Annotated in this window: 11 protein-coding genes; 3 read left to right on the forward strand and 8 right to left on the reverse strand. The window is 55.8% G+C overall.

What is annotated here, in order from left to right:
• Positions 1-40: 40 nt before the first annotated feature.
• Together O3S85_RS09120 and O3S85_RS09125 are read right to left on the reverse strand one after the other, a co-directional pair.
• Positions 41-1,063 carry a cobalamin-independent methionine synthase II family protein gene (locus tag O3S85_RS09120; RefSeq protein WP_269539855.1) on the reverse strand — a complete coding sequence of 341 codons (1,023 nt, stop codon included), beginning with the start codon at positions 1,061-1,063 and terminating at the stop codon, positions 41-43.
• 39 nt (positions 1,064-1,102) lie between these two features.
• On the reverse strand, positions 1,103-2,419 hold the full coding sequence (locus tag O3S85_RS09125) for a PDZ domain-containing protein (RefSeq protein ID WP_269539858.1): 1,317 nt from the start codon (positions 2,417-2,419) through the stop codon (positions 1,103-1,105).
• A 168-nt stretch (positions 2,420-2,587) separates the two neighbouring features.
• Here O3S85_RS09125 and mutL point away from each other — a divergent pair, with 168 nt between their 5' ends.
• On the forward strand, positions 2,588-4,663 hold the full coding sequence (gene mutL / locus O3S85_RS09130) for a DNA mismatch repair endonuclease MutL (RefSeq protein WP_269539860.1): 2,076 nt from the start codon (positions 2,588-2,590) through the stop codon (positions 4,661-4,663).
• 239 nt (positions 4,664-4,902) lie between these two features.
• Here the strand turns inward: mutL and O3S85_RS09135 are convergent, their stop codons facing one another.
• The 6 genes from O3S85_RS09135 to O3S85_RS09160 all read right to left on the reverse strand — a co-directional run bounded on the left by O3S85_RS09135 (position 4,903) and on the right by O3S85_RS09160 (position 15,765).
• The gene (locus tag O3S85_RS09135; RefSeq protein ID WP_269539862.1) at positions 4,903-5,700 is read right to left on the reverse strand and encodes a PEP-CTERM sorting domain-containing protein; all 798 of its coding nucleotides are present in this window, start codon (positions 5,698-5,700) and stop codon (positions 4,903-4,905) included.
• 169 nt (positions 5,701-5,869) lie between these two features.
• Entirely contained in the window at positions 5,870-6,886 is a 1,017-nt protein-coding gene (locus O3S85_RS09140; protein ID WP_269539864.1) for a helix-turn-helix domain-containing protein, read from the reverse strand.
• A gap of 151 nt (positions 6,887-7,037) precedes the next feature.
• On the reverse strand, positions 7,038-9,944 hold the full coding sequence (locus O3S85_RS09145) for a right-handed parallel beta-helix repeat-containing protein (protein ID WP_269539868.1): 2,907 nt from the start codon (positions 9,942-9,944) through the stop codon (positions 7,038-7,040).
• A 1,114-nt stretch (positions 9,945-11,058) separates the two neighbouring features.
• Complete coding sequence (locus tag O3S85_RS09150) at positions 11,059-11,706, reverse strand: laminin B domain-containing protein (RefSeq protein ID WP_269539871.1); 648 nt, start codon at positions 11,704-11,706, stop codon at positions 11,059-11,061.
• A 207-nt stretch (positions 11,707-11,913) separates the two neighbouring features.
• Entirely contained in the window at positions 11,914-15,246 is a 3,333-nt protein-coding gene (locus tag O3S85_RS09155; RefSeq protein ID WP_269539873.1) for an LCCL domain-containing protein, read from the reverse strand.
• A 327-nt stretch (positions 15,247-15,573) separates the two neighbouring features.
• Entirely contained in the window at positions 15,574-15,765 is a 192-nt protein-coding gene (locus tag O3S85_RS09160) for a hypothetical protein (protein ID WP_269539875.1), read from the reverse strand.
• Positions 15,766-16,298: 533 nt separating this feature from the next.
• Between O3S85_RS09160 and O3S85_RS09165 the strand changes: the two genes are divergently transcribed.
• Together O3S85_RS09165 and O3S85_RS09170 are read left to right on the forward strand one after the other, a co-directional pair.
• Positions 16,299-17,210 carry a nuclease-related domain-containing protein gene (locus tag O3S85_RS09165; protein ID WP_269539878.1) on the forward strand — a complete coding sequence of 304 codons (912 nt, stop codon included), beginning with the start codon at positions 16,299-16,301 and terminating at the stop codon, positions 17,208-17,210.
• A gap of 136 nt (positions 17,211-17,346) precedes the next feature.
• Positions 17,347-19,365, forward strand: a complete 2,019-nt coding sequence (locus tag O3S85_RS09170) for an STM2767 family DEAD/DEAH box helicase (RefSeq protein WP_269539881.1) — start codon at positions 17,347-17,349, stop codon at positions 19,363-19,365.
• The last annotated feature ends 1 nt before the right edge of the window (position 19,366 follow it).

Consider the following 19,366-nt stretch of genomic DNA (forward strand, 5'->3'; position numbering starts at 1 on the left):
TGAATGGGGCACAGGCGAGACGCCTATGCTACATCTACGACTACCGGCCCAGGAACTTATCCCGGCCCGCGACGAGGGCTTCGATTTTCCGGTCAGCGACGGAGCGCTTGAGCATCCAGAAACCGCAGTCTGGGTGGACCCATTTTACGCGGCCGGGGCCGAGGGCTTGGACCGCCTTGTCGATGCGGCTGGCGACTTCGTCCGCCGTTTCAACGTGGTTGACCTTGATGTCGATCACGCCGATGCCGATGGCAATGTGCTCGCCGACTTCCTTGAGCGCGTCGAGGTCGGAGTCTGGCCGGTGCGCCAGCTCCAGCACGACGTGGTCCGTGTGCAGGCCATTGAGAAAGTCCACGAGCGGCTTCCAGGCACCGGACTGAATCGTCTGGCCGCCGTAGTTGCCAAAGCAGAAATGGACGGCCTTTTGCGCCGTGACTTTGTCGAGAATACGGTTGATCGCGGCCTGCGCGAGCGGGGCCTTGTCGGGCGCGCCGGGGACGTTGGCTTCGTCGACTTGCACGCAGGCACAGGGCAGGTCGGCGACTTGCTCAGCCAAGGCGTCGGCAATGGCCAGGGTCAGGTCGTCGAGGTTGCCGTAATGGTTGTCCAGCAGCGTGCGCGCGAGCATGAACGGGCTCGTCAACGTGAACTTCAGTGGTCCGCCGGCCACGGACGCCGAGCGCGAACAGGCTTCGTAAAGATCAAGCACACCTTCGGTGATGGGGCCTTCGACCACCGCGGCCGGCTTGCGGCGAAAGGACATCTCCTGCTTGGCGCGGAAGGCGGTGCCGTCACTGCGGCCCACCTCGGAGCGGATGCCGCCCAGGCGCGAAACGAAGTATTCAATCATCCCGTTGGTGTCGGGGTGGCTCGGGTCGTAGCGGTAGAGCTCGCCATCGGTCGGCAGGTCGATGCCGGCGCGCTTTTGCGTGTTGATCACGACCGAGGTCGCGTCGAGGACGGCCTGCTCGCTGGGTAGCGCGGCCAGCCAGTCAATCGGCGAATACGACCCAACGGTTGTTGTGAGAATTTCGGGTGAGGTGGGTAACGACGGGGTGGTCATACGTGTTATGAAAACATGCGCTCGCGCTTAATGCACGCCTTAACTGCGCGGCAGGCGGTAGGTGATCTCGTCTTCCTGGCCGCCCTTTTTGATGGTCAGGGTGATCTCGTCACCGTCGGCGTGGTTCATCTTAAACCACGTCAGGAACTCGCGGGTGTTCATGTCCTCGCGCATGCCGTTGACGGCAACGATTTCCGCGTTGGGCGTCAGGCCAGCCTTGGTCGCGGGGTGGTTGGGCTTGCCCTTGGTGAAGGCCTTGAGCGAGAGCGAGCCCTTGCCCTGGTTAGGCCCCTTGAGCGGGAAAAAGCCCGGGCTCGGGCCGATGGGGCCGTCGTAGATCGACTTGCGCCAGTAGTTTTTCGTTTCCTTCCAGTTCTCGTCGGTTTGCAGGACGGCTTGTGCAGGCTGACCGTTGCGATTGTAGTAAACGGCGATCGTGGCCGGGCCATTGCTGGCGCGGTGGAGCGCCCCGCGAAAATCGGTGCTGCTGAAAAGTTTACGGCCATCGGCGACCATGATCACATCGCCCTTTTGCAGGCCGGCCTTGTCGGCAACGCCGCCCGGGGTCACCTCGGTTACGAGCAGGCCTTCGTCGATGTCGAGCTTCATGCCGACGTTTTCCGGGAAGGGCCAGTCGTAGAAATCGGTGGCTTTGTTGAAGTCCGGGCTGGCCATTTTTTCCGAGCGGATGATGTCGTTGACCTGGTGGCAATGCAGGCAGGGCTGGCTTTTAAGACCAGGGCGTTCGCGCAGGTAGCTGCTGGCTCCGGGGAAGTCATACGGGGTGACGGGGCGGCCGCTCAGATTGGGAATTTCGCCATCGATGTTCCACTGCGGGCGACGCGGATCGTAGTGGTGGGCGAGCACGCGCTCCATGGCATTGGCCAGGCCGTCCTCGCTGATCCGCGTCTGGTCGGAGACTTCGTCTTTGCCGCCATAGACGCCGTAGATCTGGCCGTCGGGCGAGAGGAAGTAGCCCCACCAGGACATGTCGAGGTCCTGGAACTCGCGCACTTTGAAGACACGCTCATCGAGGTATTTGGCGTCGGTGATGCGGGCTGTGACGAACTGCTTGTAGAGCGGGGTCAGCGTGTTGCTGCCGCGCAGGACCACGGCGTCAAACCACGAGCATTGGTCGCAGGGCGGGCAGCGAAAGGTAACGAACAGCGGGCGGTTTTCGCGCTTGGCCTCGGCAAAAGCGGCGTCGAGATCGTCGCGCCACTCGACGTTTTGCTGGTAAGGGGCGGGCACGGTCCCCTCGTTCGGGCCCATGACTTGACGCCAGTCCGTGGCGGCAAACGAAGTGACCGCGACCAGGCTTACGGCGAAGGATAAAAAGCGACTACGAAGGCTCATCAGTAAACGGGGTAAAGGTGGATTGGATCAGTAATCAACCGATGAATATAACCTCAGCTAATCCGTCTGCAAGCCGCATCCTATCATGATATGCAGTCTCACTGCTTCCAGAGTAGGTCTCAGTTTCGAATGGGTCCGTAGCCCATCTTGGGCAGGGTGGTGCGGCTCATGGAACATCCGCCCGCGATAGAAAAATTGCATCCGAAGCTTGAGGCGGGGGCGGCGATTTCCATGATGGGTAGCTTGTCCAACACCATCGACAGTTCCACGGCACCGCAGATCCGCGTGCTGCCCGACCGCGTCATTAACCAGATCGCGGCGGGCGAAGTCATCGAGCGCCCGGCGGCGGTGGTCAAGGAGCTCGTGGAAAACTCACTCGACGCCGGCGCGACACGGGTCGAGGTGGAGTTCCGCCACGGCGGCAAGAGCTACATCCGCATCGAAGACAACGGCTGCGGCATGGCACCCGACGCCGCGCTGCTCGCCATGGAGCGCCACGCCACGAGCAAGCTCCGTGAGGCCGAAGACCTGCATAAAATCACCAGCCTGGGCTTTCGCGGCGAGGCCCTGCCGTCCATTGCCAGCGTGAGCCGGTTCACCCTGAAGACCCGTCCTGCCGACCGCGAGCACGGCACGGAAATTTTCATTAACGGCGGCAAGTTCATCCACCAGCGGGAGTGCGGCATGCCGCCGGGTACGCGCATCGAGGTGGCGCATTTGTTCAACAGCGTGCCTGCGCGCCGGAAGTTTTTAAAGACCGACAACACCGAGGCCGCGCACATCATCCACCTCGTGCGACTGCTCGCCGTGGCGCGGCCGGAGACGGCGTTCACGCTGATTGAGGACGGGCGCACGGTGTTTCAATCCCCCGAATGCCCGACGATGAAGGACCGCGTCGCGGAGATTTGGGGACGGCAACTGGCCGGGCAACTCGTGGAGCTCCCGGAGGTCTCAGGCAACAGCGGTCTGCGGCTCAAGGGGCTGATCGGCCAGCCAGGCGTCGGCCGCACCACGCGCAAGGAAATGATCGCCCTCGTCAACGGGCGCGCGGTGGACAGCCGCACGCTGAACTACGCGCTGATCGAGGGCTACCACACGCACATTCCCAAGGGACGGTTCCCGCTGGCGTTTCTCTTTCTCGAAATCGACCCCGCCGCGATCGATGTCAACATCCACCCGGCTAAGCGCGAGGTGCGCTTTCGCGACGAGGGTGGGGTGAGGCGCTTCGTGCTCAACGCCGTGCAAGACCGCCTGCGCGAACTGGCCACCTTTGAACTGAAAAAATCCGTGCCCGAGGAGCCGGTGGATGACGCCGCGCGCACCGCCAAAGAGCAGCTCGCCAAAGCCAGTTTGCCGAAGCCGGCGATTACTCCGCCTGCGCCTGAACCACCCGTCAAACCGCCGGCGCCCTCCAGCTACCCGCGCACGAAGCCCAAGCCTGTTTCAGAAGATTTTCGCGCGAAATACGTCGCCAAGGAATCGCCCGCCAAGCCGGTCGCGAAGAAGCCGCTGCCCGACGAGCCCGCAAATGCTGAGCTGTCGACGTCCGCTTCGTCGACACCGCAGTCCCCCGCAAGACCGCCTTCGGTTAAAGCCGAGTCCGCTCCAATAGAAACGCCCGAATCCGAAGCACCGCTAGCACCCACACCCGAGCCCAAGGCCACGCGTTTCAAGTGGCGTTTTCTCGGCCGGTTCAAGGTGGACTTCGCGCTCTTTGAGACCGAGACCGCGCTCACTCTGGTGCGCCTGCGCGCCGCGCATGAGCGCATTTGGTATGAGCGCATTGCGGGTTACTTTGCATCGCAAAGTCAGGCACGGCAGCAGTTGCTCTTTCCCGTGCCGTTGGAGTTCGAGCCGCGCACGGCAGCCGTGATTCAGGACCACCTGGACTGGATCGATGAGCATGGCTTTACGCTGGAGGAATTTGGCCGCAACTTCTACCGGCTCGAAGCGCACCCGGACTGGTTGCCCGAGGCGCAGGCGGAATCCTTTTTGCGCGACATGATCGACCGTCTGCTCGCGGGCGAGATCGACCCCAAGCGCACGCAGCTTGCCCACGAGGCCCTGGCCAAGATCGCCGCCACCCGCGCGATCCGCTACGATGACAACCTGCCCGATGCCGCGATCGAGCACCTCGTCGAGCAGCTCCTCGAATGCCGCCAACCCTTGTCCTGTCCCCGCGGTCGCCCCACGATCGTCGAGCTCTCCGCCAACGAAATGCGCAAGCGCTTCGGGCTGGGTTGAGGGAAGGGAAAAAAATAAAGGAAAAGGGCGGGACTTATCGTAGCATAGGCGTCCCGCCTGTGCCCCAATCTATGACATGTCCACGTCGCGCTGTAGGGCTCGCGCTTGCGCGATGCCGCATCCTGCTGGTCGTGAGGCAATGGCGGCGTCGCGCAAGCGCGAGCCCTACATGATGACGCAACTTTAAGGTGATGGTATTGAGCACAGGCGAGACGCCTATGCTACGTTAGGTCCGCGCTTTAGCGGCGGCGGTAGATCACGCAGACGATGCCGAGCAGGCCGACCAGCAGCGCGTAGGTGGACGGCTCGGGGATGGCCGCCACGCTCAGGCGAACGTCGTCAAAGAATGCTTGGTTTGCGACGGACGTCGTGCCGCCGCCGGTGCTGCCGACTTGTCCGTAGGCGGCGACAACCACGCCGATATTACCCGAGCGCAGCAGGTCGGCGGCGACGATGGTATAGTTGAAAGACATGTCGCCGAAGGTGCCGCTGTCGATACCCGTTGGCGGTGCGGTAATCTCACCTGAGTTGGCCACGGTGTTGCCCCGCAAGGTGCCATCAATCAACGAGCCGGACGCCAAGCCATCGGTCAGACCGAAGAAGGACTGGTCCGACCAACTGGGGCCAGCCGTGCGGTCACCCACGGAGACGGTTAAAGTCAACACATCGCCGACGCTCAGGCTGGACCACGCCGTTCCCGAGACTTGCCCAATGCTAGCACCGGACATCAGGCTCATCACCTGGCTGCCATCGGGAGGCGTCAAATCCTTGAAGCCGACGGCGGTTTGCTCTCCAGAGCTCGCGTTGAGGTTTTGCGTGGTAATCACCGTCCACCCCGTCCAGGGGCCGACGTCATCAAAGGCACCAGCGTTAAACGCTCCCCCGCTATCGGGATTCACTTGGGCCTCGAAGCTGTTGTTCGAAATGGGAATCGCTTGCGCCTGGAGCGTCACGTTGGAAAGGCCGAAGGCACCCAGGGCGAGCACGGTAACACAGGTAAGTTTCTGAGGCAGGGGGAAGTGGTGCGATAATTTCATGTTCTCTGGAGTTAGGGTTAACGAGTTTGATTCTAGACGACACATGACTTAGCGCAAACGATCGGTATTGCACAAAGCCATCCCGGGCTTGCACTTTTTCAACCTGCGTTGCGCAGTCGCATCTGCTGGCGCGGTGCGCAACGGCGGTTAATTTCCCCCGCGCAACCGCTTAACCCTGCGTCGCCATTTTGCCAGTCCGCCGAAACTCGCTGGGGCTGATGCCTTCCTTGAGCTTGAACTGCCGCGAGAAGAAAGCCGGGCTTTGGTAGCCCACTTGAATGGCCACCTCTTTGAGGGAGCGGTCGGAATTGGCCAAGAGATCCTTGGCTCGCCGAATGCGCAAATCGGTGATGTATTCCTTCGGCGGCTTGCCGACGACTTTGGTGAAGATGCGGGTAAAGTGGTTGATGCCGTAGCCGGCCGTTTTTGCCAGGGCTTCCACGGTGGGCGTGCTCTGGTTGTCGTCCTCAATCGTGCAAAGGATATTCTGGATAATTTGTCGGTGCCGCAGGCTGACGCCCGAGCGGTAAGGCGTCTGCTCATGCTCGGCCTGATAAAGAAACTCCAGCACCAGGGACTTAAACAGATTGTCCGCGAGTGATCCCAGAAAGCCGTCTGGCGTCTCGGCCGGTATTCTCAGGTTGGTGAAGAGCGGCGCGGATTCCCAAAAGCGAAACTTCATATCCACATCCCAATAGCCGGCGACGTAGCGACGCTCCGGGGGCAGTTTCTTGCCGCGCTGCTCGTTGAACATTTCCCAATGCAGCTCCTGAATGCGGCGCAGCATGCTGTCGAACAGCATCTCTCGCGTGCGGGCCAACGTCGTGGGTAAGGCATCCGGAAAGAGCTCCGTGACCGGTGAGCCTTCGTCATCCAGAACTTGAAAAGAGATGTGGGTAATGCAGGCCGGGTCCTCCAAGTCCTGCCAGCTTTCGTAGCGGCTATCGGCTTTGAGAAAAAGCAGTGACCCGCTGTTGAAGCGTATCGCCTCTGCACCTTCTTTTTGGATGTAGCCAACGCCGCGCCACACGTGCCAGATTTCGTTATGCTCCATGGTGCGCGGTTTGTTCCAAACCGGGTCGTTGCGCTGCCCCGGAATGCCGCGCCGACTGCCCAGCTGCAATAATCGAAAATGACAACGATGAAGTAAATCCGCAGAGGGGTAGCCTTTGGATTGACCTTTCATGTTAGGACTCAAGCAGGTCTTTGGCGCGGAATCAATATCGGATCGTATGGAGCGCTATTGCCTACTGATTGAAACGCATGGCGCTCTAGGCACGATAAAGCCCCCGCTGGGTTGGCGGGGGCTTTGAGGAGTGTGGATTATTTTTCGAGGGCTATGGCGCAAAGCTAACCACATCGACCTGGAAGTTATCGAAGTTGGTCCGGTTGTGAACTTGCGGGCAATCATCATGAACGCCGATGCCGCCAGCGGTGAACGTGCTTAGCGCCGTAGGATCGGTATCCGTGTAGCTGAAGTCGACCGAGCCGTCATCATCGGCGTCGACTTCGATCGTGATGCCGGTCCCATTCTGCCGAACGGTAACGAAGTATTCGCGCGCTCCATTGTGAGGTAATTCAATGTCGGAGTCGGTGGCCAGAATGGTTTGCACGCCGTTCATGATTCGGATGAGGCGTCCATTGTCGCGGCTGATATCCAGCCAGTAGGCATTGTCTTCGTCGATGGTAAGCACCGTGACCCCGCTGCCAATGGCGACATAGGCGTTCTTCGCGAGGAAGTATAAGTCATACTCTGCCCAATCGGCGCCTTGCTCGGTGATTAGCCACGAGATGCGCGTCTCGCCGTTGGCGCCTTTGGGTGAGAACAAGGCGTTGCGGTCAGGCCCGTTGGTATAGATTACCTCGTTGAGGTGATCATCGTAGCCGCTCGGGCGATACCAACTGAGGCCTTGCGTCGCGACATCGTTGAGCCAGGGGTCGACATCCTTGTAATGGCCATCCTCGAAATCGTCGACGAAGGTCGTCTTCAAGTCATTGTAGATGATGGGCAAGGGTTCCGCCGCCGGTGAATTGCCGGGCTCTTCCCAAGCGCCGATGTCGGGGCGTAGGTCGATCAACGTGCCGGCCAAGTCTTCGCCGGGAAGTATGGTTGGCGCGTACTCGTAGGTGCCAGCATTGATCGCGGGGCTCGTGGATTCCAGTGCGCCGTCGAAGTCTGCTGCGTTCACGAGTTCGTAATCGACGCCCACCTGAGTGAAGCGTCCGAAGGCGCGCCGACCATCCACACCTTTTGGTGATTGAACTGGATTCTTAAGTAAGATGTTCCAATCGAGAATATCGATCTCGGCTCCTGGATCCACGCCAATCTCAACCAGGTTGTTGTTATAGATTTGCACGCCGGTGGATTCCCCAATGCGCACCTTGTGGTTATCCAAGTGCCAACGCCCGAAATCGCGGCCTTCGGGAAAGTATGCGATCGTATTATGGCGGAAGATGAGGCCATCCGTTGCGGCTGCATTGTTGAACAAATTAGCGTTGGTCGGGCCGAACACGTTGTATTCGAAGGTGATGTTTTTATTACGCAAGGTTGATTCGTAATAGTTGTTGAACTGCACGCCTTGGGATTCGACATCGAACAGCACGTTATAGCGGAATACGACGCCGTTGTTCTCCATGCCTGGGGAACCATCGCCTTGGATGAAGATGTGAATCAAGTCGCAGTGGAATGACGGAACCCCTTCGCCGTCGGCCGCGCCGTCATCAAAGCGACAGATGATATTGTCCTCGACCAACGAATTCCACCAACCGGCTACCCGTATTCCGTCGTGGGTGCCGTCGTGGATGTAATTGCCGCGCACGGTAATATCATGTCCGCTTCCACCAATGCCGGTGCCGGTATTGGTGATTTCACAACCTTCAATGGTGATGTCTTTGCCAGTTTGGAAAGAGACTGCTGCTTTCTTCAACGCTTCTACTGATCCGTTATGGGGAGGTAATCGCTCAATCAGGCAATTGTAGAGGCCCCAGTGCTGGCCACCTTTACTATCCCAGCCATCTCGTATTATCAGGCCTTCGAGCCGCAGGTATGCCTTGTAGCCGCCAATCCGCCCCTGGCCGCCGGAATCGGTGGGCCCCAGGATTGTGAATCTTCCAATTTCAGGTGCGGCACCTGGGGCGGGCTTGATCGTCACCCAGTCGTTGAAGAGGTCGCCATTTTTATACAGGCTAAAGTTTCCGTAATGGCCGTCCTGCAACGCGATGGTCTCGCCTCCAACGGCGACGTTGTTGAGCACATACTGCAAGGTCTGGTAGGGGTTGCCCACGGAGCCATCCCCCGTAGTGTCGCTGCCGTTATTGATGTCCACATACAAGGCCGACTCGACGGAGTTCGCACTAATCGCATAAATGACGGCCTCGCGCTGCTGCCAGTTATCACTGTCGTGGATTGCCAGGGTGAAGCCGATCAGCTCCTTGGTGTCATCGAGCGCAAGGGGATCGTCAAAGGTCCACAGCGTGGCTGTGACATCGCGAATCAGGGAATAGTTGCCGGCTTGCGACCAGAGCTTGTCCATGGTCAGGGCGGCGACGATGTCTGGGTTGTCGGGTGTGCCACCGGAGTTGGCTTCAGGGAAACCGGTTTCGCTGGAGGTCTTGGGCGTGCCGGGTGATTCGTAGATTAACTGCGAGTCCACACCGCCGAAGCCGTCATCGTAATCGGCATAGATGTAGACTTTGCGATTGTTGCCGGAGACCAGGAAATTACAGCTATCGTAATGCCCCTGCTGAGCCACCGGCAGATCGATGGAGGTGATTGTCCCGGGGTTGCCCGTGCTACCGGAGTGGGGACGAAAGACGCGGACGACATTCGATGCTACCGGCAGGCTAGGGGTGGTTCCAACTGACGGCTGCACGAATCCACCGACTGGCTCGGCATCGCGCATGGTGCTCAGTTGAAAGTCGCCGTAGCTGGTCGTCACGACGCCGTTGGCGGGGAGGCCGGAGGTTGCTTGGTCATCCCAGCAATAGAGTCGGCCAAAGTCCGTGCCGAAGGTGTGCTCGCCAAAGATGTTTGGAACCATGCGGGCACCCTTGTTCCAATCGCCGGGCGGGTCGTAGAGGTAGGCGTGATCGGCTTCGGCCGTGGAGATGTAGCCGTCGTAGTTGTAGCCAACGGTCAGATCCAGCGGGATCACTTCAGCAATCAGGGAAGCTGCACCAGCGCACAGCGAAGCCACGAGGGCCAGTCCGGTTTTCCATCCGGAAACGGGGGTATTTTTAGACATATTGGGATGGGGGTTGAGGGGGAGCGAAAGCGAATCACGAATCATCACGGCATTGCCTGCCTGGGATTTTGTCATGCTTTCAAGGATGAAGGGATACGAGCCTGATCCTAAGCTAGCCTCAGGTTAGCGCAATCCATAGCCCTTGCATAACCCCACCTCTGGCTTGCACTTTTTCACTCGCCGCCTGCCCGAAGCACCAGCCCACCAACGCTTCTACGTCAAACCACGTCTCGCTGACTTTGCGCTCGGGCGAACGGACATTCAACTTTCAGTAAATTTGCCCCAATGGGGCTACGCAACCATCGCCCAGGGTTAGCTTGAGGCCGCAGAGCGGCTGAACGCCTACCTTGGGAATAACAAATACGCAAATTGCTATCCCAACGGGATTGCGTAAAACGACAGCTTGCGCAGCCCCGTTGGGGCAGGGAGATAACCGAGCATCCAGTTTCCCAGGGTGGCGCTTCCCGCAAGCGGTTCGCTTTAACCCTGGGCTATTGATGCGTAGCCCCGTTGGGGCAGTTTTTGCAGCGATCAAGATACAAAATCAATGTCCGTTGATCCTAGGGCTAACGGATATTTAGAAGCATGAATCACCCTCCAGTTAGATTATCATAAATACTTAAGATGAGCACCAAAGGTGCGAACTCATCCTAGCCTAGGGTCAGCGTAAGTCGCAGGGCGACTGGAGCGCAGCCCTAGGTATTGTGGTCAACCAGCAGCCTAAGCCCTGAAGGGGCGACTTCAAGAGGCCGTGCTTACAGCACTCCAACAACACAATGTTGATTATTCCTAGGGCTGCGCTTCGTCGCTTCGCTCCTTGCTGACCCTAGGCTAGGATGAGCCCGCGCCCTTGGCGCTAGAATGAATGTCCGTTAGCCCAAGAATAGGCCTACCGGATCTTTTCCGAAAGGCTACTGCGGCTTTTTCAAAAAGCCCTATGCTTCTTTTCCGAAAAGCCTACTGCTTCTTTTTGAAAAAGCCCTATGCTATGTTTCTCCAACAACACCACTGTTATTGCCTCAACATAAGCAGTGTTGTTGACCCAACACCACTACTGTTGTTTTCGAAAAGCCTCATTAGGCTTTATTGCATCACCCGCGGCGGGGAATTCGACTTACCCGCGGCGACGGCGAACCATTACGGCCAGCAGGGCGGTTGCCCCCAGCAGCGCGGCCACGGTAGACGGCTCGGGGACGGCGGTCAGCGTGATGTTGTCGAAGCGTGGGTTTTCGACGCCGCTGTTGAAATCCGTGAGAATGGTGAACTGTGTCAGGTCACCCAAGAGGTTCGCAAACTCAACGCTAGTCGGCGCAATTCCGGTGGTGTCGACCAGCCAGCCGGCTCCCGCTGTGAGATCAATGACCGTCGTCGACCACTCTCCGAGCGTTGGCGAGCTGAGGTCATAGCGAATCGTCATGCCGTTGCCCGTTAGCTCCACGTCATCGTTGAAGTTGGTCGGCGAGCTGAGGTTGTCGGTTTGCCAATCAAAGGACAAGGTCCCGCCCACGTAGGCCGACCGATCGCCGAGAAATTTCGCGGGCGCGCTCATGCGGTCAACCCCGCCATTGGCGGCCTCATCGTAGAGGATATTCCCGCCTGGGTTGCCGCCAGTCGCTTGCCATAGCACTTGCGAGGCGCTGTCGCCATTACTCTGCATCCAGCCATCCGCATCGGTATCGAACGTGCTGGAAATTGAAATCGCATGCCCATGAACGCCGGCCAACGCAAGGCCCGCGGAAAAGAGAAGTCCGTGTAATTTCATCGCTGTAGTAGTAATTGAATGAATTTCGTAGTCGTGACTACCCCTACCAGCTAAGCGCGCATTCGCCAAGCGTAAACCACGTCCCGCTCGGCTGTTGCCAGAACAATTCTACCGGTTGTTGTTTCGCTGGAGAGCGATGGCCTCTCATCACCAAGCGGTGCTTAGGCTGCTTAGCAATGAGAGACCGCGTCGAGAAACCTCGTCTATTTATCGGCTGGCGTTTAACCTCAGGAAGACGGTGGGCAGCTGGCTTTGCGGCTTGTCCAAGGCGTAGGTGCGCCGCTCCAATGTCGCGGATACCGGGCTGGTTTCCAGAAGAATTGGGTTGGCGTCGACGCTGCCCCAATTTTGCAGATTGGTGGCCACTTCGATGTTGAGCGTGCTGCCGAGCAAGTCGACCGGCCACAGGATCTGGAACGTCGGGTAAGTTTCGCCGGGCTCAAAGCCAGAGCTGGGATATTGCGTGTTGAGGCTGGTGCCCGTTTGCAGCACGGCGGGCTCAGTCAAATTCAGCAAATCGCTTTGGGCGGGATTCAGCCCGTAGAGGAACTCCAACAGGTTGGAGATTGAATCCAAGTCCGGGTCATCCGACGGGCTACGTTGGCCAGCTGGGAGTGACGCGACGAAGGCATCAAAGGCGTCAGGCTCCGTGCTGTTATCGGTGAAGACGCGCACGAGTCCAGTTTGGCGTGTTTCGCGGAACGAGGAATTCGTCTCACTGGAAATGTAGTAAATGCCGCCTTCCGGATCAATCACACCAAAGCCGATAGGGTGATGGTTCACGACGCCAAAGTTACGGAATGCAAAGCCATCGCTCGCATCGTAAGTCGGATCAAAGGTGCCATCCGGATTCAGGCGCACGTGGCCCATCGCTTGATTGCTTCCATAAGCTTCAAACTCTCCGTAGACGTAAACACGTCCCTGGCTGTCCGTTACCATGCCATAGACATCGTCTTCAAACTGAGTGCCCGCCACATTGAAGCTCAAATCCCGGGTGCCATCAGGCAAGAGACGGCGGACCTCACGATTACCCGAAACACTCCGGTAGTAGATGGTGCCATCGGCGGCGATGTGGTCGATGGTATCGCTTAGCAAAGTTTCCCTGAAGGTTTCATGGGCAAAAGTGTTGTCCAAGGTGCCGTCCGAATTGAGACGCCGCCAGTTCACGAATTCATCGTTGGGGAATCGTCCTGACACGCTGATGTAGACTTTCCCACCTGGGGCCGCTACGATTTTGTTGCCAACGGGCGGGAAGTTAGTGCTGGAATTCTTAATGCCGAAACCTAAATCGGACACGAAGTTACCCGCATAGTCGAACAGGGCAATGGGCGGCATCGGCACGCCGTCGAGCTCGGTCCCGCTCGCCAGCGCCAGGATGTAGCCGACGCCCGGCAACTCGGCAGCTCCGTTAATTCGTATTGTCGTGCTTTCGAATACCACGGGGGTGAAGGCGGGATCATTCGCCAGTGTATCGAGATCATAGCGGGCCAGCGTAAACTCCCCCCAGCCCATCAGGCGTCCCTGCGAATCGATGAAGCCGTTGCGTATGCGGCTGTCACCGGCACCGGTGCGTGTGGCCAGCGTTGCACCATTGCGATCGAATACGTGCATGCGCGGCGCTTCGATTTGCACAACGCGGCTACCGGGTGCCATCACCGCGACGCCACGTATCGGGTTCACCGTTTGGCGGAAGCTGACGTCCTGGTTGCCAGGCCCGCTGGGAATGACTTGGATGTTGATCGAATTTTCCAACTCAACATTTCGGTCGTCACCGGTTACCGTCAGGTTCAAGTTGCCACTTTCCGTTGGGAAGAAGCTCAGGTCGGGCAAGGTGGCGCCCGGAACTGGCTCTCCGTTGAATGTCCACTGGTAGTTAATGTTGGGACCGACCGCATAGGCCGATACGTTCAGGGATAGCCCGACATTCGCAAACAGACTCGAAAATTGCTTGGATGGATCGTCCACCATTCGCGTTTCCAAGCTGAGGTCCAGGGAGTTCAGCGGGCGGCGGTAAAGACGATTCTGCCCATCAACATTCGCCAGGGCAAAGAGATGCGTGCCATTGGGCTCAAGCCAGTAGGCATTGACGCTTCCGGGCAAGCCAGTGGTGTCCAGGTCCTGCCAGGTCAATCCCTCGGAGGCGGAGAACTTAAAATTACTACCGGAGGCCGCAAACAGGTGATTGCCGTTGCTGCGGATATCAGTCCCGAGCCCGCTACTTGGCCCCTCGTTTTGGCGCCAGGTTTCACCATTATCAGTGCTCGTGTAAACGCCAGCGTCGGTCGTGATGGCGCCTGAAGTTGAGATCGCGATCGTATTGTTAATTTGCGCCAGTTCGCCCACCGAGCTGGCCGGAACGCCCGAGTAGCTCCAGCTACTGCCGGAATCGCTCGACTCGTAAACTCCACTTTGGGCGCCAGCCAGGATCGATAAAAACAGTTTGCCATTCCGGGCGGCTACGGTGTCTCCATGAAAAAATGTGCCGACGCCAGGTAAGGACATTGCGGGCAGCCCATTGTTGCTGGCCTGCCAAGTGACGCCATCCGTTGAAATATAGGATCCGGCATAGATGCTGGATGCGATGTAGGTTCCCGTGGTCGCGTCATAAGCAATATCTTCAACGCTGTCGCTAATCACACTGTCGGGCAGGTTGAGCTGGGAAGCTTGTGACCAACTGGACTGGCCGTTCTGAATGCGGTGCAGCGGCGTATAGCCATTGTTGCCAGTCACGCTGTCCGTAGCCGTTCCCACGTAGATAAAGTTGTTGGCCTTCTCCACGAATCGCAGCGCTGCGAGGTCCAAGTCGTAAGACTGGCCCGAGACATCGTTCGCGAACGCAAAGGAGTCTCCGTTGTTATCACTCCGGTAGATTCCGGTAGCCCCAAGCAGGTAAATGGTGGAGCCATCGGCCAGCATTGGCCCGATCACACTGTCAGAAATGTCGCCGGGCACATTCACCGTAATGTCGATCCACTCGGATGGATTGCCAGTAATATACGGGCTTACCACGGCTGCGTCCGAATCAACGCTGCCGCTGGCATTCGTCGCGCGCACCCAGTAGCTCTGCGCTACTGCGCCAATGGTGACCGAAAGCGTATTCGACGTAGCGCCCGAGACGGCGTCACTGTCATCGCCGGATTCACCCCGATACCATTGAAAAGTCTGCCCGCTGCCATCTACTTGCACGGAGAGGGACACGCTGTTGCCTTCGTTTCCGGCAACTGATGTCGGCTGCTGGGTAATGGCGAAGTCCACACTACTGCCTGCCTCGGCGTCTTCTACTGAGTAGCTGCCCTGCCACGAGCCCCAGCTACTAGAAGAAACGCCATTTCGCACAGATCCGGTGTACGATGACTGACCAGGCAGAATTGTTACTTTGACGATAGCTGTCTCACCAACACCAATGACACCTGCATGGACAGCGACCGACGCTAGACCGGAATCGTCTGTGTAGATGTCTGTGCCATAGACGCCACTGTAGGAATTACCCGTAACTTGGAAGTAGAATACCGCATTATTTTGTCCGCGATATGCCGTCATGCTGTAGGGCGTTGGCGTCGTCAACACTGCCCCTGGCGGTAGCGATGCAAATGAAGGGAGCGCCATCAACGCTCCAAATAAAAGTAACCAGCACGAACGAATGAGGCAGTTTAAACAGTGGTAGGACATAATGTGTGTAGGAGAACTGTGGGTGAAATATAGCACATGCGTAAGGCACAAAGTCGTATGAGTTGTAAGCGGCTACTAGTATTCCACGTAAGACGAAATACCCTGCTCATAAACCCCTTTTGGTCAATAAAAACAACCAGTGTGCATACTGATATTGGTCATTGGTGGCCATTCGCTCCAAGCAGGCAAACGCAGATTTTAAACATCTGGCCCTTGCCCACCATCACTCCGGCTTAGCCCCCGCTTCAGTACCTCTTCAATCTGCTCTAGCTCAATCAAGTCGTCAGCGTCAGCGTCGCGGGCTCCTTCTTTACGACGTTGGGCGTCGAAGGTTTCGTAGCGATCTTCGGCGAGGGTGTGGGCTTCGTGGCTGCGCGCACAACCAAACACTGCGAGCGCTTTACCTACGGCTCATCGAAAACAGCAAACCGAAGAAAGTGCCCCTAACCGGCTCATGCGTAAGCTCATCTTCATGCTCAACGCCATCATCAAAAACCCAAACTATAAAATAGCATGAGCTCGAATAAAGACAGTTGCTCCAGCGATTATATCACCATCGGCCACGGCGAGACATCCCCATCGGTTACGCCAGTACAACCCAATGTGATGACACTACAGATCCTCATGTGTTGATGCAACAGATCGTAATGTGTTGATGTAACAGATCGTAATGTGTGCTTAAAAACGATCCTAATGCTTTTCCCAAAACGATGGTAATGCGTTTCTTAAAATGATCCTAATGCTTTTTGAAAAACGATGGGGATCGTTTTTACGGAAAGATGCCTAGGGGGCTGGACGTAGAAGTGGCGATCATGTCGCTTTGCCTGTCCAACGATTAATTAACCACGAAGCGCGCGAAGACCGCCCAACCCCTCAAAAATAAGGGGCCAAATAAATCGCTAAACCCACTCTCGAATAGGGTAATGACTTCAATGATCGTTCGGGGCATTTTCTCTGTCATTTTCATTGGTCCGCTGTTGGGGCTCTTAGTCTGGTTCTTCTGGCAGATGCGGAAGTTCAAGCGAAGCGCGCGCCCGTTTTCCAAGGAGACCTCGCGCCCACCGGGCGAAAGCCTGCGCCGCGAAATCATGGCGCTGGATGAAAAGATGGTGGAGTGTTTCATCTGGCCGGTATTCGCCGCACTCGTTGGCGTGGGTCTCTGGTTCATGCCCCAACCATCACCAACGACCGAAATGCCTCCTCTCTGGAAGACGTTGGTTAGCATTTTGGGAATTGGTACTGTCGCAATCGCGGCGCTTTGGAATGCCGCCCGCTTGCGCGAATATCTGGAACGCTACCGCAATCTGAGCCTCGGGTTCGACGGCGAGCGCCACGTCGGCCAGGCGCTCAATCGGCAAATGCGGCGACCGGAAGTAAACTGCGTTTACCACGACTTTGTTTTCGAGCACGCGGGTAAGAAGTTCAACATCGACCACGTCGTCGCCGGGCCGGGCGGGGTGTTCGTCATCGAGACGAAGACGCGCCGGAAACCCCTCGACGCCAATCAGAAAAAACAACACAAGGTCGCCTACGACGGCGCGCGCCTCAAGTTCCCCCATGGCAGCACCGAGGAGCCCATCGCGCAAGCCGAGGCCAACGCCCGCTTCTTCCAGGAATGGCTAACCGGCCAGCTCGGCCACGCCATCACCGTCACCCCGATCATCGTCATCCCCGGTTGGTGGATCGACTACCAAAACCAGGGCCGCGGCCCCGCCGTCATCAACGACGCCATGATCAAAAGCTACGCCTTCCACTCCAACAACCCCCTCGAACCCATCACCCTCAACCGCATCGACGCCGCCCTCTGGCGCGAGAACGCGGAGTCGTTGAATTAGTTCTGGGAGATAAACTTTTTTATCGTGATTTGTAATGATATATAAACGATTGACTATGGCACCAGTGAGCAGGATATTATAGTGGCTTTGCGTATCTCTTATTGTAAATTTAACTGATTACTCTTTACCATTAATTATGCCTTCGAGCTTTTTTTATCTTGGTGCAGAAAAAACGCAAGAGAATGAATTTATTCTCAACGGCTTTGCTCAATATGCAGAGCAGAATAATCTGCAGACTTACATTATAGACAGGCCTCTAGGGGAGGACAGATATACCTATGGATATGAAAAGTCTTTTCTCTTACTAATTCCAAAGCATAAAATTACATTTATTAACTATGGACCGCAATCCATAGACTTCGACGATTACATAGAAGACTTCTTGGAAGACCTTGGGTCTATATCTGACAAATTCAGGTATAAAGAGTTTATTGGACGGCCTAGAAAATGGCGTAGCGAACTAGTAGCCGATTTTCAGGTTGATTCCACTTCTTTTGATCCTGAATGTATAATATCCCAAATAGCGTTAACGGAAGGAGAAAAGCAACGTAGCATTGAATTGATAATCTCACTGCTTACGGGAAGCATTAATGACATATCTAAGCTTCAAAGGGATATGCCGGAGGCGATACTTGATAAGTTGAAGCAAAAGATACTGCTATTCGATGGTGAGCAAACTCGATTCATTTATGATGTTCCAGTGGGTAATGAAGTCATAATACAAGGATTATCAGGAACTGGAAAAACCGAGCTTCTGTTACATAAGCTAAAGGAAATATATACAGCTGATAGTGAAAGCAGGATTATTTTTACTTGCCATAACAAGATTCTGGCATCGAATTTGAGACAACGTATACCTGAGTTTTTCAACTTCATGAAAGTTGAGGAGCAAATAGAATGGGATCATAGACTTTGGTGTATTAGCGCTTGGGGTTCTAGCTATGATAGGAATAGCGGAACGTATAGGTATATTTGTGATAAGTATAACCTGAGTTTTAACAGGTTCAGCTACACGTATTCATTTGACGACGCCTGTACGCAAGCAATTGCTGAACTAAGTAAAATTGACGGTTTTGATTTCGCATTCGACTATGCCTTGATTGATGAGAGTCAAGATTTCCCAGAATCTTTCTTTGAATTAATGAAGCTGGTTACCGCTAAAACAGTATACAGAGCAGGGGATATCTTTCAGAGTATTTTTGATACAGACATAATAAGTGAAATAGCTCCAGATTTCCTGCTGAGTAAATGCTACAGAACTGATCCCAGAACTCTAATGTTTGCCCATGCGTTAGGTATGGGTTTGTTTGAGAAAGACAAGCTTCGATGGCTAGAGGACCCAGAATGGCAAGCATGTGGGTACGTTGTAAACAAGGATCCTGCTGATAATAACTATACGCTTACGCGAGAACCCCTAAGGCGATTTGAAGACCTTGTTGAAGAAGGAGATTCCAGCGTGGAGATCGTGGAAGACGATCTACTTCTCGCAGCAGATTTTGAGTCTGAAATTATCAGTCTACTAGTGCAAATCGTATCTGAGCACCCGACCGTCCAGCCGGATGATATTGCGGTCATATTTATCGATAGAGCTAAATACACTTATAATGTTGGTGACAGGTTGTCTATTTCGGTTCCTGAAAGAATGGGCTGGCGCGTAAATAAAGCTTACGAAAGCAAGAGGAAGTCAAAGGGTGCGTTGTTCGTTAGTAACAAGAACAATGTGAAAGGTCTAGAGTTCCCCTTCGTAATATGTGTCACCCAGAACGTACTTAATACTAGAAGCTACAGAAATGCTCTCTACATGATGATGACTAGATCCTTCTTGAAGTCATTTCTAATTATATCTAAGCAAAATAATGAGGAGTTTATCGATGCTATAGGTGGCGGATTGGAATCAATTAATGAGACCGGAAGTCTTATATTCAAAGAACCCACGCAAGCAGAAAAATCAAAAATTAAAACTACAATACTGCAAGCAGATAAGCATACGTCGTTCTATGATTATGTATACGAAATATTTGATGAATTTGGAGTCGAAACTAAATATCGAAGCAGATTATACAAGACTGTCGAATCCTTGTTGGGGCCAAAGTTTGACCATGACTCTATATACGAAGTTATAGCATTTAGCTACTCAAGAATTCAAGAAGGATAGC

Origin of the sequence: Cerasicoccus sp. TK19100 (assembly GCF_027257155.1) — a bacterium.
In the GTDB taxonomy this organism is placed as follows: Bacteria; Verrucomicrobiota; Verrucomicrobiia; order Opitutales; family Cerasicoccaceae; genus Cerasicoccus; species Cerasicoccus fimbriatus.

Coding starts and splice junctions, on each gene's coding strand:
- O3S85_RS09120 (WP_269539855.1), bottom strand. CDS start 1,063: ATGACCACCCCGTCGTTACCCACCTCACCCGAAATTCTCACAACAACC.
- O3S85_RS09125 (WP_269539858.1), bottom strand. CDS start 2,419: ATGAGCCTTCGTAGTCGCTTTTTATCCTTCGCCGTAAGCCTGGTCGCG.
- mutL (WP_269539860.1), top strand. CDS start 2,588: ATGGAACATCCGCCCGCGATAGAAAAATTGCATCCGAAGCTTGAGGCG.
- O3S85_RS09135 (WP_269539862.1), bottom strand. CDS start 5,700: ATGAAATTATCGCACCACTTCCCCCTGCCTCAGAAACTTACCTGTGTT.
- O3S85_RS09140 (WP_269539864.1), bottom strand. CDS start 6,886: ATGAAAGGTCAATCCAAAGGCTACCCCTCTGCGGATTTACTTCATCGT.
- O3S85_RS09145 (WP_269539868.1), bottom strand. CDS start 9,944: ATGTCTAAAAATACCCCCGTTTCCGGATGGAAAACCGGACTGGCCCTC.
- O3S85_RS09150 (WP_269539871.1), bottom strand. CDS start 11,706: ATGAAATTACACGGACTTCTCTTTTCCGCGGGCCTTGCGTTGGCCGGC.
- O3S85_RS09155 (WP_269539873.1), bottom strand. CDS start 15,246: ATGACGGCATATCGCGGACAAAATAATGCGGTATTCTACTTCCAAGTT.
- O3S85_RS09165 (WP_269539878.1), top strand. CDS start 16,299: ATGACTTCAATGATCGTTCGGGGCATTTTCTCTGTCATTTTCATTGGT.
- O3S85_RS09170 (WP_269539881.1), top strand. CDS start 17,347: ATGCCTTCGAGCTTTTTTTATCTTGGTGCAGAAAAAACGCAAGAGAAT.